Annotated in this window: 12 protein-coding genes; 6 read left to right on the plus strand and 6 right to left on the minus strand. The window is 69.0% G+C overall.

All coding sequences use genetic code 11. The annotated features are described in order from the left end of the window. Positions 1 to 128 precede the first annotated feature (128 nt). From CDN99_RS03375 to CDN99_RS03395, 5 genes are all read right to left on the minus strand, one after another. Positions 129 to 533 (minus strand): GFA family protein, encoded by a 405-nt coding sequence (locus CDN99_RS03375; RefSeq protein WP_088382665.1) that lies wholly within the window; start codon positions 531 to 533, stop codon positions 129 to 131. 247 nt (positions 534 to 780) lie between these two features. Further along, positions 781 to 1,632 carry an urease accessory protein UreD gene (locus CDN99_RS03380; RefSeq protein WP_088382666.1) on the minus strand — a complete coding sequence of 284 codons (852 nt, stop codon included), beginning with the start codon at positions 1,630 to 1,632 and terminating at the stop codon, positions 781 to 783. Between the two features lie 327 nt (positions 1,633 to 1,959). Further along, complete coding sequence (locus CDN99_RS03385) at positions 1,960 to 3,558, minus strand: ABC transporter substrate-binding protein (RefSeq protein ID WP_088382667.1); 1,599 nt, start codon at positions 3,556 to 3,558, stop codon at positions 1,960 to 1,962. Positions 3,559 to 3,666: 108 nt separating this feature from the next. Beyond that, positions 3,667 to 4,917 (minus strand): cyclic di-GMP phosphodiesterase, encoded by a 1,251-nt coding sequence (locus CDN99_RS03390; RefSeq protein WP_088383366.1) that lies wholly within the window; start codon positions 4,915 to 4,917, stop codon positions 3,667 to 3,669. Positions 4,918 to 5,049: 132 nt separating this feature from the next. Beyond that, on the minus strand, positions 5,050 to 5,763 hold the full coding sequence (locus tag CDN99_RS03395) for a c-type cytochrome (RefSeq protein ID WP_238139339.1): 714 nt from the start codon (positions 5,761 to 5,763) through the stop codon (positions 5,050 to 5,052). An 87-nt stretch (positions 5,764 to 5,850) separates the two neighbouring features. Here CDN99_RS03395 and CDN99_RS03400 point away from each other — a divergent pair, with 87 nt between their 5' ends. The 4 genes from CDN99_RS03400 (at position 5,851) to CDN99_RS03415 (ending at position 9,850) form a co-directional block, all read left to right on the plus strand. Further along, positions 5,851 to 6,693 carry an AAA family ATPase gene (locus CDN99_RS03400; protein WP_088382669.1) on the plus strand — a complete coding sequence of 281 codons (843 nt, stop codon included), beginning with the start codon at positions 5,851 to 5,853 and terminating at the stop codon, positions 6,691 to 6,693. A gap of 10 nt (positions 6,694 to 6,703) precedes the next feature. Then, the gene (locus CDN99_RS03405) at positions 6,704 to 6,934 is read left to right on the plus strand and encodes a hypothetical protein (protein ID WP_088382670.1); all 231 of its coding nucleotides are present in this window, start codon (positions 6,704 to 6,706) and stop codon (positions 6,932 to 6,934) included. Positions 6,935 to 7,046: 112 nt separating this feature from the next. Then, complete coding sequence (locus CDN99_RS03410; RefSeq protein WP_088382671.1) at positions 7,047 to 7,655, plus strand: GNAT family N-acetyltransferase; 609 nt, start codon at positions 7,047 to 7,049, stop codon at positions 7,653 to 7,655. After that, positions 7,655 to 9,850, plus strand: coding sequence for a S9 family peptidase (locus CDN99_RS03415; protein ID WP_088382672.1), 2,196 nt, complete (start codon positions 7,655 to 7,657; stop codon positions 9,848 to 9,850). The genes CDN99_RS03410 and CDN99_RS03415 overlap by 1 nt, the downstream gene beginning before the upstream one ends. Positions 9,851 to 9,900: 50 nt before the next feature. On the opposite strand, the gene CDN99_RS03420 is transcribed toward CDN99_RS03415, so the two are convergent. Next, the gene (locus CDN99_RS03420) at positions 9,901 to 11,202 is read right to left on the minus strand and encodes a sensor domain-containing phosphodiesterase (RefSeq protein WP_238139340.1); all 1,302 of its coding nucleotides are present in this window, start codon (positions 11,200 to 11,202) and stop codon (positions 9,901 to 9,903) included. A 126-nt stretch (positions 11,203 to 11,328) separates the two neighbouring features. Here CDN99_RS03420 and CDN99_RS03425 point away from each other — a divergent pair, with 126 nt between their 5' ends. Together CDN99_RS03425 and CDN99_RS03430 are read left to right on the plus strand one after the other, a co-directional pair. After that, the gene (locus CDN99_RS03425) at positions 11,329 to 12,510 is read left to right on the plus strand and encodes a vWA domain-containing protein (RefSeq protein ID WP_088382673.1); all 1,182 of its coding nucleotides are present in this window, start codon (positions 11,329 to 11,331) and stop codon (positions 12,508 to 12,510) included. After that, positions 12,507 to 14,453 (plus strand): autotransporter assembly complex protein TamA, encoded by a 1,947-nt coding sequence (locus tag CDN99_RS03430; RefSeq protein ID WP_088382674.1) that lies wholly within the window; start codon positions 12,507 to 12,509, stop codon positions 14,451 to 14,453. Before CDN99_RS03425 ends, CDN99_RS03430 begins: the two co-directional genes overlap by 4 nt. Positions 14,454 to 14,460 lie beyond the last annotated feature (7 nt).

A 14,460-nucleotide genomic window follows, 5' to 3' on the forward strand; every position in this document is an offset into this window, starting at 1 on the left:
TGTCATGGCGGTCTCGCGGCGTCCGGGCTCCGGCCGGGACGGGCACGACGCGACGAACGCGCGCCTTCGGGCGCGCGTCGTCGTTTCAAGCGCGGCGGGCCCCAGGCGCGGGTCGTGCGGGGCCCCGCTCAGATCGGATCGCGGTCGTGGACGGCGATGCCCTCGGGCAGCACCACCCATCGGTGCTTGCGACAGGTGTAGACCGAGTCCTCGGGCGGCGGAAAGTCCGGATCGCCGAAGGCCCCGACCGCGACGGCGACCGAGCCCTCCACGCCTTCCTCGGTGTGGAAGACGTTGCTACCGCAGACGGGACAGAAGCGGAACCGGAATTGCGCGCCCTGGTCGCCGGTGCGCACGTAGTCGGTGGCGATGCCGACGACGTCATACGGTTCCTTGAACGCGGCGAGCGCCGCGAAGACGCTGCCGGTCCGGCGCTGACATGCCAGACAGTGGCAGAGCCCCGTGCCGAGCGGCTCTCCTTGAACCACGATCCTCAACTGACCGCAACTGCAAGACGCTGTTCGCGAAGACATCGATCACCTCCCTGGAGATCGGTCGTGGAACACCGATGCTATGCGCTGGGGATGACGCTGGCTACAAGGGCGTGACATCGTTGTCGAAAAGAAGGGGGCGATCTCCTCAAGGGGTGGGACGTGAGAGGTGTCGGGAGCGCGGCTTGCTATGCCGCGGCCGGTCCGGCGCGCATACGCGCACGGTCACCGTCACCGTCACCGTCACCGCCAGCGTCCCCGTCGCGGTGGCCCTCGCCACCGCGGCCGATCACACGGCCCAGAGGCGCGGCGCGGCGCCGTCCAGGTCCCAGAGCTCGCGCCGCCATGCGGCCCAGCAGCGACGCAGCAACAACGACACCGGCTCGACCAACGGCCCCAGCGCACGCACGACGAGCACGCCCTCCTGCGCGGCGGTCGCGCCAGCGGTGAGACGCAGCGGATCCGCCTCGATCAACTCCCGTACGGCGTCCAGCGCACGCTCGCGCCGCTCGCGTTCGATCGCGGCACCCGCGGCGAAGACCAACGTGCCGAGGCAGCGGTGCCCCGCCAGCCCCAGCCCACCGTCCATCAGCACCGAGTCCGACGCGTCCAGCAACCCGCGCTCCAACCACACGCCAGGGATCTCCAGATGCTGTTGGAAACGCCCCGTGCCAAACGGCTGATCGGCGCCAGGCAATCCCAATGCAGTGATGTCCCACGCCATCAATTCGGCCGTCGGCGCCAACTCGAAACGCGCTTCGTTCAGCGCCTCGCAACCGGGGTAGGCGATCGCCTCCAGCGGCAACCACTCCAGCCTCGACCGCTCGCGCAGCACCGCATGCACGCGTTGCGTCGCGAGCGCGCCCGATGGGCTCCGATAGAAGCGCGTCGCGCCCGGCGTCGTGATCAACGCATGGGCACCCTCGCCCACCGACAGCCCCATGTCCAGCGTGTCGCCACCGACCAGCCCGCTCGGCGGATGCACCAGCACGCTGTGGCAGATCGCGTCGCCCTCCGGGTACAAACTCTTCAACAGCCGCAGCGGCCCTTCATGCCCGTGGCGGACGACGCAGCGACCAGCTTCATGCCTGTAATCGGCGCGCAGGCGGGCGAGCCACTTCTTCTCTTCGGGAGGGGTCATGGGCAAGGATGTTAGGGCGTCCTGCCAGGACCGCGCGCGCTGGCCGACCTTGAGCTCGCCCGGGCGCAGATCCACCATGCCGGCAAGGACCGCGCGCGCAGGCCGACCGGGGGCCCTTTTCCTCCATGTCCCTCTCTTCGCCACCCTGGCCGGGTGTCGAATTCACTTCCTTGACTTCCGGAAAAGGGCCCCCGGTCGGCCTGCTTCGATGCGTCTGCGTCCTGCGATTCGTCAGCGTCCTGCGATCCGTTAGCGTCCGGTGATGCGTCAGTGTCCTGCGACGCGTCTGGCCCGCGGCCGTCGCTCCGGTGGGGTGGGAGCACGCAGTCATTTGGGCAGCGTGATCCAGGTGTACTCCAGCCAGTTGTCGGCGCGGTGCACGACCTTCACCCCCTGACGCATCGCCCAGGGCGTGACCTGCCGATGCAGCGGCAGCACGTTCAATTGCTGGCGGTATTCGGTGAGCGCGGCCTTGATCAGTTGCTCGCGCTTCGCGGGATCGGGCTCCGACGACGACGCGGCGGCGAGCTGATCGAACTTGGGGTTCTTGGTGCGGCCGTAGTTGTAGTAACCGGCACCTGAGATGCGGTCCTCGCCGCGATAGACCGGCGTGAGGATGGTCTCGGCATCGGTGATCGCGCCACCCCAGCCCATCAGGTAGAGACTGGTCTCGTAGCGCTCCAGCTTCGGGAAGAAGGTGACGCGCGGCATCGCGTTGACACGCACCTTCACCTTGAGTTGCGACCACATGGAGGCCAGCGCCAGGCAGATCGCCTCGTCGTTGATGTAGCGGTTGTTGGGGCAGTCCAGCGTGACCTCGAAACCGTCCGCGTATCCCGCCTCGCTCATCAGCTTGCGCGCGGCGGCGACGTCGAACGGCAGGCGGCTTTCCAGCACCGGGTCGTTGTAGTCGCCGAGCGGGGACGGCGTCAGGCTGCCAGTCGGCTGCGACAGGCCGCTCATCAGGCGGGTGCGGATCGCCTCGATGTCGATCGCCTGATACAGGGCCTGCCGCACGCGCAGGTCCTGGAACGGGTTCTTGCCATTCGGCGCACGGCCGTACACCAGCGTGTCCCGCGCCTGGTCCATGCCGATGAAGATCAGCCGGTTCTCGACGCCCTCAACGACCTGCACGCCGGCCGTCTGCCGCAGGCGCGGCACGTCGCGCGGCGCGGGGTCGATCACCAGGTCGATCTCGCCGGACACCAGCGCCGCGAGCCGCGTGGCGTCGTTGGCGATGGGCGTGAACTGCACCTCCTGCACGTTGCCCTCGAAGCGGCCCCACCAGTTGGGATTGCGCTTGTAGACGGTGCGGATGCCGGGTTGGCGCCGCGCCAGCAGGAACGGCCCCGTGCCGTTGGCATTGAAGCTGGCGAAGCTCTCCTCGTTGTCCTTGAAGCTGAGCGGGCGCGTGACCTTGTGCTGCTCGCTCCAGGACTTGCTCATGATGAAGAGCAGGTCCAGATGCTGCAGGAAGATGGGATCGAAGCGCGGCTGCGTGATCTCGACGGTGAGGTCGTCGATCTTGCGCGCGGTGCCCACCGCGTTGGCATAGACCGCGATCTGCGAGGTGGGTGCCTTGGCACGCTGCAGCGAGAAGATCACGTCGTCCGCGGTGAACGGGCTGCCGTCGTGGAAGCGGACGTTGGGCCGCAGCTTGAAGCGCCAGACCAGCGGGCTGACCTGCGTCCATTCGGAGGCAAGACCCGGCACGATCTGGAGCTGCCTGTCGCGAGACGTCAGCCGCTCGTAGACCTGCGAGTTCATGCCGTTGGTCAGGCTCTCGTTCTGCGAGTGCGGATCCATCGTCTGCGGATCGCCCTGGCTGGCCCAGCGCAGGGTCTGCGCCTGGGCGGGCACCAGGCCGCCGCTCATTCCCGCGAGAAGGCCGGCGCACAGCGCCAGCCCTGGAAGCATGCGCCTCATCCCGTTCTCCCGACGTCCGTGTGGTGGGAGGAGTTTAGGCAGCGGGATCGCGCGGGGGCATGGGTGTTTCCCGACGGGGGCGGCACGGTCCCCGCGCCCGCTCAGCCATCACTTCGCTGGCGCCTGCCACAGCTCGTCGAGCCGCTGGAAGCCCCAGGTCGCCGGATCCTCGCGGCCGACGATGCGATCCGAGGCGCCTTGCGCCGACAGGTCCAGCACCTGCGTCGGGATCGGCATCTGCGACTTGGTCGAGTAGAAGGCCCGCACGCGCGGCGCCGTCAGCGCCGTGGCGTTCTGCTCCAGCACCACCGCCAGCTTGCCGGACTGCAACTTCACCAGCGTTCCCACCGGATAGATGCCGACGCATTTCACGAAGGCCTGGAAGACGCGTGGGTCGAAATGGCCCGTCCACTGCGCCATCCGCGCCAGCGATGCCGCCGGATCCCACGCCGCCTTGTACGGCCGGTTGGAGGTGATCGCGTCGTAGACGTCGCACACCGCGCCCATGCGCGACAGCAGGCTGATCTGCTCGCCCACCAGCTTGCCGGGATACCCGCTGCCGTCCATCTTCTCGTGATGCCGCAACGCCACGTCCAGCGCCGCGTCGGGCACCGCCGCGCCTTCCTTCAACATCTCGTAGCCGCGCGTCGGGTGGTCGCGCATGATGGCGAACTCGTCATCGGTCAGCGCGCCGGGCTTGTTCAGCACATTGAGCGGCATCGCCATCTTGCCGATGTCGTGCAGCAGGCCGGCCAGGCCGGCCTCGCGCGTGTGCGGCTCGTCCAGGCCCATCTGCCGCGCCAGCGACACCATCAGCGCGCACACGGCCACCGAATGCATGTAGGTGTAGTCATCCTTGGTCTTCAGCCGCGCCAGGCTGATCAGCGCCGACGGGTTGCGGACCACGGAGCTCGCCACCTCCTCGACCAGGGGCAGGCATTGCTCGGTGTCGATCGCCTTGCCCAGCCGCGCCTCGCCGAACAGCGACATCACCGCCCGCTTGGACCGGTTCATCACCTGCGTGGCGCGCTCCAGCTCCTCGCCCATCGACGTGGGCGCGGTGCCGAGCTCGGGACGGACGCGGGCCGCGATCACGGCCGGCGCCTCGGGCGCGGGCTCCGACACGGCGGCGGGAACAGGCGTCGGCGCCGGCGCCACCGGCTCGGCGACCTCCACGTCCAGTCCCAGCGACGCGTCGATCCAGCAGAACGGCACGCCGCTCGCCTTCAACGACTTGAGGTCTTCCGGATCCGTCAGGACGAACTTCGTCTTCCAGAACGGATGCGACAGCCACGACCCTTCCATCCCATGCAGATACATGCCCAAGCGCACCTGGGCCGTGGGGATTTTCTTCAGCATGACCGGCGTTTTCATCCAGGACAACACAGTATGGCGCCCTCCATCGCGCGCGCACAGGCCGAGACCCATGAAAAAAGCCGCCCGATCGGGCGGCTTCGCGGCGATGCAGGGACAGGCATAGCCTGCCAGAAGTCATCGAAACCTTGACTGGGGGACTGTACGGAGTTCGGACGGTAGGCTCGCCAGATACTGGGACAAAGTCTTCAATTCGGCGTGCGTGAACTGCTTGACCTGGCCGGCCATGACGGCGTTGCTGCGGCCCACGTAGGATTTACCCTCGATCTGATAGGACTTCAGCGCGACATACAGGTAGTCGGCATGCTGGCCCGCGATCTTCGGATAGGCACCGTCGATCGGCTTGCTGAAGTTGGCGCCGTGACAGCTCGCGCAGGCACCCTTGTCCAGCAGCTTGCGCACATCGGCCGGCGGCTCCACCGCGGCGGCGACCGGCTCGACCTTCGCCAGCGTGGCGTAGTACTCGGAGATCTGCGCGATGTCCTGCTCGCCCAGCGGCAGCGCGATGCCGCGCATCGTCGGATGCTTGCGGTCGCCCTTGGCGTACGCCGTCAGCGCGGCGGCGATGTACTTGGCGTTCTGCCCGGCGATCATCGGCACCTTGTGCACCTCCGGGAAGGTGGCCTGGTAGCCGGGAATGCCATGGCAGCCGATGCACATGGCCACCTTGGCCTGCACCGGGGGTTGGGGGCCAGGTGTTGCCACCGCGGCGTTGGTCGCGGCCGACGCTTGTCCCGGCGTCGGCTGCGAGGGCGCGTTGGACTGAGCGGCTGCAACAAAAGCACTTCCGGCCAGCACCAGCGCGAGGGACATCTGCAGTTGTTTTCTCATGGTTCCAATCATCGAGGAACTTGGGCGGCGCGATTATAGGGGGGCCCCTATATACTGGTTTTCACCGCTGCGCTAGAGAAACCCCTCATGAAATTCCAAGGCTCCCAGGACTACGTCGCCACGCCCGACCTGATGCTGGCGGTCAACGCGGCGATCACGTTGAAGCGGCCGCTGCTGGTCAAGGGTGAACCCGGCACCGGCAAGACGCTGCTGGCCGAGGAAGTCGCCAAGTCGCTGGGCCTGCCGCTGCTGCAGTGGCACGTGAAGAGCACGACCAAGGCCCAGCAGGGCCTCTACGAATACGACGCCGTCAGCCGCCTGCGCGACAGCCAGCTGGGCGACGACAAGGTCCGCGACATCTCCAACTACATCGTCCAGGGCACGCTCTGGCAGGCCTTCACCGCCGACGAGCCGGTCGCGCTGCTGATCGACGAGATCGACAAGGCCGACATCGAGTTCCCCAACGACCTGCTGCGCGAGCTCGACCGCATGGAGTTCTACGTCTACGAGACCCGCGAGTGGGTCCGCGCCAAGCATCGCCCGCTGGTCTTCATCACCTCCAACAACGAGAAGGAGCTGCCCGACGCCTTCCTGCGCCGCTGCTTCTTCCACTACATCAAGTTCCCCGAGGCCGACACGATGCAGGCCATCGTCGACGTGCACTTCCCGGGCCTCAAGAAGGAACTGCTGGCCGCCGCGCTGAAGACTTTCTACGACGTGCGCAAGCTGCCGGGCCTGAAGAAGAAACCCAGCACCTCCGAGCTGATCGACTGGCTCAAGCTGCTGCTGGCCGAGGACATCCCGGCCGAGGCGCTGCAGACGCAGGACGACAAGGTCGCGATCCCGCCGCTGGTCGGCGCGCTGCTGAAGAACGAGCAAGACCTGACCCTGTTCGAGAAGCTCGTCTACATGCAGAGCCGCAACCGCTGAGGCCCGCCAGATGAGCAAGGAATCCTTGAATGCCGGCGCCTGGCGCGCCGCCGTGGCCGACGCGCTCGGTTTCGTGCTCGGCGGTGTGCTCGGCCTGCTGGCCGGTCGCGCGCTGGGTTGGGACTTCGTCGGCGCCCCGGGCTGGGGCACGCCGCAGATCCTGGGCCTGCTGCTGATCCTCGCCGGCATGGGCGGCTGCCGCTGGCTGCTGCGCCGCTGGCTGCTGGGCCCGCGCGCCTGATCCGTCGGCCGGCTCCGAACCCGACCGCCGCCCTGGCCGCCCCGCCGATCGCCCGCCAGATCCCCCTGCCGGTCGCCACGCCGACCCCCTTGCCCTCCGACCTCACCGCACCATGACCGCCCCGAATCCCTTCACCGCGCCGGTCACGCTGACCGGTCCGCACGCGCGGCTCGAGCCGCTCTCCCGCGACCACCGCGACGCGCTGCGCGACGCCGCCAGCGACGGCGAGCTGTGGAAGCTCTGGTACACCAGCGTCCCGCCGCCCGACCGCATCGAGGCCGAGATCGATCGCCGCCTCGCGTTGCGCGACGCGGGCTCCATGCATCCGTTCACCGTCTTCGACGCCGACGGCCGCGTCGCCGGCATGACGACCTACATGCACATCGACGCGATCAATCGCCGCGTCGAGATCGGCTCCACCTGGACGCGCGCCTCGTGCCAGCGCAGCGGGTTGAACACGCAGTGCAAGCTGCTGTTGCTGCGCCACGCGTTCGAACAGCTGGACTGCATCGCGGTGGAGTTCCGCACCCACCGCCTCAACACGCAGAGCCGCCGCGCGATCGAGCGCCTGGGCGCGCAGCTCGACGGCATCCTGCGCTCGCACCTGCGCATGCCCGACGGCACGCTGCGCGACACCTGCGTCTACAGCATCACCGCGGCCGAATGGCCGACCATCGAGACCCACCTCCAGTGGCAACTGGACAAACCCCGGAGCGCCTGATGCCCGCCGTCAAGAAGAAGCACTCGACCGCCACCGCGAAGACCACGACGAAGGCGTCGGCGAAGACCGCCACGCCGCCGGTCGCCAAGACCGTCGCCGGAGCGCTCGCCAAGACCTCGCGCAAGACCACCGGCAAGGCCGCTCGACCGAAGGCCGCCGCGGCCTCGCGGCCCTTCGACGTCGACGCGCTGTGGGCGCTGGACCGCGTCGGCGCGCCCAGCCTGTCGCCGGACGGGGCGCAGGCGGTGGTGCCGGTGACGCGTTTCGACATGGAGAAGAACCACGGCAGCACCTCGCTGTGGCTGCTGTCGACGCTGGGCGGCCAGCCCCGCGCGCTGACGCATGCCGGCGAGAAGGACGGCCAGCCACGCTGGAGCCCGCAGGGCGACCGCATCGCCTTCATCGCCCGCCGCGACCAGGAAGGCGCCAAGGACGAGCAGCCGCAGCTCTACGTCATCCCGCCCGACGGCGGCGAGGCCCGCCGCGTGACGCGCCTGCCGTTCGGCGTCGAGTCCTTCAAGTGGTTCCCCGACGGCAAGCGCCTGGCCTTCGTGTCCTGGGTGGTGCCGACGCTGAAGGGCCAGCCCGCGCAGGACCGGGCGCGCCAGGCCGAGAAGGACCGCAAGGAATCGGCCTACGTGACCGAGGAAGGCTTCTACCGCTTCTGGGACCACTCGTTGCCGATGGGCCGCGTGCCGCATCTGCACGAGCTGGACCTGGAGACCGGCGCGGTGCGCGACCTCTTCGAAGGCACGCCCTATGAGCTGAGCCGCGCGGAGCCCGACGCCGACACCTTCGACATCTCGCCGGATGGCCGCCGCATCGTCTTCAGCTTCGATCCGGCCGAGAAGAAGGTGCTGGAGCACCGCAACGCGCTGGCCGAGGTCGACCTGCGCTCGGGCCGCACGCAGGTGCTGCTGCGCGACGGGGACTGGGACTTCACCGCGCCGGTCTACAGCCACGCCGGCCACCACATCGCGTTCATCGCCAGCCACCAGGGCCTGAAGCACACGATGCCGCAGCAGCTCGCGGTGCTGGACACGCACGGCCACTGGGCGGTGCTGTCGGAGGACTGGGACCAGGAAGTCGCCGCGCCCCTGCGCTGGGACGAGGACGACCTGGGCGTGATCTTCTGCGCCGAGGACCGCGGCCGCCGCCACCTCTACCGCTTCGACGTCAAGACGCTGCACGCGTTCCTGCTCTTCGAGGGCGGCCATGCCGGCGCCTTCGCGCTGGAGGCCGGCACGTTGGTCGTGCTGCACGACAGCGTCCAGTTCCCGCCGCGCGTCTGCGTCGTCGACCACGAGGGCGAGGCCGACGAGCAGGTGCTGCGCCGCATCGAGTCCTTCAACGACGAGGCGCTGGCCGCGCATCGCTTCGGCCTGCACGAGGAGCTGTGGTACGCCGGCGCGCAGGACGAGCTGGTGCAGATGTGGCTGATCTACCCGCCGGGCTTCGATCCCCGGAAAAAGGGCGGCGGCAAGCTGCCGCTGATGCAGCTGATCCACGGCGGCCCGCACACGGCGATGGGCGACAGCTGGCACTGGCGCTGGAACCATCAGGCGATGGCGGCCCAGGGATACGTCGTCGCCTGCGTGAACTACCACGGCTCGTCGAGCTTCGGCCACCGCTTCGCCGACTCGATCACGCACCGCTGGGCGGAGCTGGAGCTGCAGGACATCGAGACCGCCACCGACCTGCTGCTCAAGCAGCCCTGGGCCGATCCGAAACGCGTCTTCGCCACCGGCGGCAGCTACGGCGGCTACATGGTCGCGTGGATGAACGGCCACCTGCCGGCGGGCCGCTATCAGGCCTACGTCTGCCATGCCGGCTGCTTCGACTGGCAAGCCATGTTCGCCAACGACGCGTACCACTGGCATGCCAAGGAGCTCGGCGCCTGGTACTGGGACGATCCCGCCAAGGTCGCATCGCAGAACCCGGTCAGCGCCGCCGGCCATCTGAACACGCCAACGCTGGTCATCCACGGCCAGCTGGACTACCGCGTGCCCGACGCGCAGGGCCTGGCCTACTACAACACGCTCAAGGCGCAGGGCGTGGCCGCGCGCCTGGTCTGGTTCCCGGACGAAAACCACTGGGTCATGAAGCCGCGCAACAGCCGACTCTGGTACGGCGAGTTCTTCGATTGGCTCAAGCGCCACGACGCGCCGTCCAAGACCCGGGCCAAGGGTCGCTGAGCACGGCCCTGGAGGTCCTCGGACCGCCAGGGAAGGCCCGCGGACCTTCCCTAGGCCTCGTCCCAGTCCAGGTCGCCGCAGAGGACGCGCAGCCGCCCGTCCTGCCAGTACGCGACCGATACCGTCACGCACATCCGCGCCCCGTGCAGGCTGAGGTAGGGGCGCGTGACCTGCAGCTCGCCGACGGTCTCGATGGCGCGGCGGAAGTACGGCCGGCGCGCCCAGCGCGCGTCACCGGCGCGCTCCATGGGCAGGAAGCGCGGATCGGTGTCCGCGGGACCTTCCGCCGGCACCGCGCGCGGGCCGACCTCACGCCCGTCCTCGTCCAGCAGGAAGCACATCTGCGCGCCGTCCAGCCGCAAGAAGGCCGAGCAGGCCTCGACCAGCGGCCGACCTTGCGTCAGCGGTTGCAGCGCCAGCGCCAGCGCGGTGCGGAACGGCAGCAGCCGGTCCTGGTAATCGCGGCGCAGTTGCGCCTGGCGCTCGTTGAACAGGCTCCAGACGCCCTCCAGCTCCGGCGACACGCCGCGCTCGTCGCGCAGCGACGGGGCCGGGTGGCCGAAGGCGAAACCCTGCACCAGGTCCACGTCCGCGTCCATCGCCAGCCGCGCGTCCTCGACGCTCTCGATGCCCTCCAACAGCACCATCGAGCCGCACTCGTGCAGCAGCGCCACCATCTGGGCCAGCACCCGCGCCATGCGCCGCGATCCGCGCGAGCGCAGCAGCAGCGAGCGGTCCAGCTTGACGATCTCCGGCCGGATGCGCCAGATGCGGTCGAAGTTGGAATGGCCGACGCCGAAGTCGTCCAGCGCCAGCAGGCAACCGGTGGCGCGGGCCGCCTCGACGGCGCCCTCGAAGGCCTCGTCGCGGGCCATCACGTCCTCGGTGACCTCGAACACCAGCCGGTGCGTCGGCAGGCCGAGCTGGTGCACCGCCTCCACCGCGCGCGCCAGCATGCGGACCTGCAAGGCCGCGTGCACGAACACCGCCGGGTGGATGTTGAGGAACAACCAGCAGTCCGGCTGCCGCTGCGACACGAAGTTGTGCACGTGCAGCAGCCGGCACAGGCGGTCCAGCCAGACCTGCTCGTCGAAGTCGCCGACGCCCTCGAACGCCGCCACCGGCGCGATCGGGCGGCCGCGGTCGTCCTCGACGCGGATCAACGCCTCGTAACCGACCGGACGTCGGTGCGGGAAGCTGTAGATCGGCTGGAACGCGCTGCTCAGCCGGTAGACGCCGTGGCGGGCCACCCAGCGGCCGCGCTCCTCGGAGATCGCGCCGTACAGCGCCTGGAGCATTGCCTCGACCTCGACGTTGGAACCGTCGTGCCCGTCGCCGTTGATGCCGTCCATGCGCCCGATCCCAACCTGTCATGTTTCGCGGTGTCCCGCGCCCGCGGGCACACGCGTGGGCCGATGCTACGCCCATGCCCCGGCATGGATAATGCCCCGATGCCCTGCAGTTCAGGGGGGAGGCCCATGCTCATCCAGTTCTTCTACACGCTGCGCGCCGCCAAGCTGCCGGTCTCCGTCAAGGAGTACCTGACCCTGCTGGAAGCGCTGCAGGCCGGCGTCCTCGACGACGACGGCGGCCCCACGGTGGACAAGTTCTACACGCTGTCCCGCGCGGCGCTGGTCAAGGACGAGGCGCTGTTCGACAAGTTCGACCGAGCCTTCGGCGCCTATTTCAAGGGCGTCGAGCTGATGGGCGACCTGTTCAAGGCGCTGCCGCAGGACTGGCTCACCAAACAGCTCGAACGCGAGCTCACGCCCGAGCAGCTCGCGCAGCTCAAGGCGCTGGAGTGGGACGAGCTGATGGACACGCTGCGCCAGCGGCTCGAAGAGCAGCAGGGGCGCCACGAGGGCGGCAACCGCTGGATCGGCACCGGCGGCACCAGCCCCTTCGGCAACGGCGGCGTCAATCCGCGCGGCGTGCGCATCGGGGGCCCCGGCGGCCAGCGCAGCGCGGTCAAGGTCTGGGACCAGCGCGCCTACAAGGACTACGACGACAACATCGAGCTGGGCACCCGCAACATCAAGCTGGCACTGCGCCGGCTGCGGCGCTTCGCGCGCGAGGGCTCGGAGCTCGAGCTCGACCTGGACGACACCATCCACAAGACCGCCGCCAACGCCGGCATGCTGGACATCCGGATGGTCCCGGAGCGCCACAACAAGGTGAAGCTGCTGCTGCTGATGGACGTCGGCGGCACGATGGACGAGCACGTGCACCGCGTCGAGGAGCTCTTCTCCGCGGTCAAGAGCGAGTTCAAGCACCTCGAGTTCTTCTACTTCCACAACTGCGTCTACGACTTCGTCTGGAAGAACAACCGGCGCCGGTTCTCGGAGAAGACCTCGACCTGGGACCTGATCCACAAGTACAACCGCGACTACAAGCTGATCTTCGTCGGCGACGCGACCATGAGCCCCTACGAGATCCTGCAAGCCGGCGGCAGCGTCGAATACAACAACGAGGAAGCCGGCGCCGAATGGCTGCAGCGGCTGACCCACGCCTTCCCCAAGCATGTCTGGATCAACCCCGAGCCGGCCGGCGTCTGGCAGTACCGCCAGAGCATCTCGCTGGTCCAGCAATTGATGCAGCAACGCATGATGCCGCTGACGATGGGCGGCCTCGAAGAGGCGATGCGCGTGCTGAACCGATGAGCTTCACGCCCACGCTGCCGCCGACGATGCCGATGTCGACGACCGCGCGCCTGTCACGTGCGCTGCGCCTGCTGCTGCTGTTGACGCTGGCCGCGGCGATGGGCGCCTGCTCGCTGCTGCCCACCGACCGCCGGACGCAGCTCAAGGTCGCCGCGACCGAGGAGCCGGACGACGCCAACCCCAACGTCTCGCGCCGCCGGATCTCGGCCTACGAGCTGACCGTCGACGCGCCGCCGGAGCTGCGCGCGCTGCTGATGGAGCACCTGGACCTGGCGCGCTTCCGCGACACGCCGGAGGACCTGCGCCTGACCGCCGCCGAGCTGCGCCGCCTGGCCGCCGTCGCCCCCGAGCAGGCCACGCGGCTGCTGGAGACGGCCGGCTACTTCAACGCCAAGGTCAAGATCGAGGAAGTCGGCGACCTGTCCGACGGCGTGCGCAATCTGCGCCTGGTCGTCGACACCGGACCGCGCGCGCTGATCCGTCAATCGGACCTGCGCATCGAGGGCCCGATGAAGACGGCCGCCGAGCGCGGCGACAAACTCGCCGTGGCGCTGGAACGCACGCTGACGCAGAGCTGGCAGCTGCAGCCGCAGTCCGGCTTCAGCCAGGGGGATTGGGCGGCGGCCAAGAACGCGCTGCTGACGCGCGCCCGCGCGCAGGGCTATCCGCTGGCGCGCATGGTCCACAGCGAAGCCGTCGTTCAAGCCGACGACAACCAGGTCGACATCGCGGTGACGCTGGAGAGCGGCCCGCTGTTCACGCTCGGCGAGCTGACGGTCGACGGCCTGAAGCACCAGCCCGAGGAGAGCGTGCGCCGCCTGGCCGGCTACAGCCTGCACCAGCCCTACAACGAGAAGCTGCTGCTGGACTTCCAGGAGCGGCTGCTGGGCACGCAGCTGTTCGACAGCGTCAGCGTCGAGATCCAGCCCGAGAGCGTCACCCCCGCCGCGGGCGCCGAGACCGTCGAGGTGCCGGTCACCGTCAAGATCCGCGAGTCGGCGCGCCAGCAAGTCACCACCAGCGTCGGTTATCACAGCATCGACGGACCCAACGTCGGTATCGAGCACACCAACCGCAAGCCGTTCGGGCTCAACATCCGCGAGCGCACCAAGCTCAACATCGGCCGCGACAAGAGCTCGGTCGACATGGAGCTCAGCTCGCACCCGCAGCCCAACATGCAGCGCAGCCTGGCCGCGCTGTACCTGGAGCGGGTCAAGCTGAACGAGCAGATCGACGTCAACCTGCGGACCCGGCTGGGTTTCGCGCGCGAGACCGAGCCCGAGGACCGGCTGTATTACGTCGAGCTGCTGCGCGCCTGGGAGCGCCAGCCCAACGTGCAGACCACGGTGGCCGGCGCGGTGTCGCTGAACGAGCAGGTGATCTGGCGCCGGCTGGACTCCAAGCTGCTGCCGACCAAGGGCTGGAGCGCCAGCCTGCTGGTGGGCAGCGGCTGGGCCAACAGCACGACCGAGGCCAACGGCGCCTTCGGCCGCGCGCAGGCCAAGGTGTACTGGTACCGGCCGCTGCCCTCGCGCTGGCTGCTGTCGACGCGGCTGGAGGCCGGCCAGATCCTGGCCAAGGACAACATCGGCCTGCCCGAGGCGCTGCGTTTCCGCACCGGCGGCGACGACAGCGTGCGCGGCTACGGCTACAACGAGCTGGGCCCGGTCAATGCCACCGGCGCCGCCACCGGCGGCCGCGTGCTGCTGGACGGCAGCGTCGAGGTCTCGCATCCGCTGACGCCGCGCATCCCGCAGCTGATGGGCGCCGTGTTCGTCGACGCCGGCCAGGCGGCGCAGAACTGGGGCGACCTCAAGCCCGCCTGGGCCTACGGCCTGGGGCTGCGCTACCGCAGCCCGGTCGGGGTGCTTCGATTCGACTTCGCCAAGGGCAACCTGGCGGACAAGTGGCGCCTGCATTTCAGCGTCGCGATTTCCCTGTGAGCCCGGC

It is taken from the genome of Roseateles aquatilis, assembly GCF_002205645.1.
GTDB lineage: Bacteria > Pseudomonadota > Gammaproteobacteria > Burkholderiales > Burkholderiaceae_C > Roseateles > Roseateles aquatilis.

What these genes read in the sequence shown, in the direction of transcription:
- CDN99_RS03375 (WP_088382665.1), bottom strand. Translation starts at nt 533, where the DNA reads ATGTCTTCGCGAACAGCGTCTTGCAGTTGCGGTCAGTTGAGGATCGTG.
- CDN99_RS03380 (WP_088382666.1), bottom strand. Translation starts at nt 1,632, where the DNA reads ATGACCCCTCCCGAAGAGAAGAAGTGGCTCGCCCGCCTGCGCGCCGAT.
- CDN99_RS03385 (WP_088382667.1), bottom strand. Translation starts at nt 3,558, where the DNA reads ATGAGGCGCATGCTTCCAGGGCTGGCGCTGTGCGCCGGCCTTCTCGCG.
- CDN99_RS03390 (WP_088383366.1), bottom strand. Translation starts at nt 4,917, where the DNA reads ATGCTGAAGAAAATCCCCACGGCCCAGGTGCGCTTGGGCATGTATCTG.
- CDN99_RS03395 (WP_238139339.1), bottom strand. Translation starts at nt 5,763, where the DNA reads ATGAGAAAACAACTGCAGATGTCCCTCGCGCTGGTGCTGGCCGGAAGT.
- CDN99_RS03400 (WP_088382669.1), top strand. Translation starts at nt 5,851, where the DNA reads ATGAAATTCCAAGGCTCCCAGGACTACGTCGCCACGCCCGACCTGATG.
- CDN99_RS03405 (WP_088382670.1), top strand. Translation starts at nt 6,704, where the DNA reads ATGAGCAAGGAATCCTTGAATGCCGGCGCCTGGCGCGCCGCCGTGGCC.
- CDN99_RS03410 (WP_088382671.1), top strand. Translation starts at nt 7,047, where the DNA reads ATGACCGCCCCGAATCCCTTCACCGCGCCGGTCACGCTGACCGGTCCG.
- CDN99_RS03415 (WP_088382672.1), top strand. Translation starts at nt 7,655, where the DNA reads ATGCCCGCCGTCAAGAAGAAGCACTCGACCGCCACCGCGAAGACCACG.
- CDN99_RS03420 (WP_238139340.1), bottom strand. Translation starts at nt 11,202, where the DNA reads ATGGACGGCATCAACGGCGACGGGCACGACGGTTCCAACGTCGAGGTC.
- CDN99_RS03425 (WP_088382673.1), top strand. Translation starts at nt 11,329, where the DNA reads ATGCTCATCCAGTTCTTCTACACGCTGCGCGCCGCCAAGCTGCCGGTC.
- CDN99_RS03430 (WP_088382674.1), top strand. Translation starts at nt 12,507, where the DNA reads ATGAGCTTCACGCCCACGCTGCCGCCGACGATGCCGATGTCGACGACC.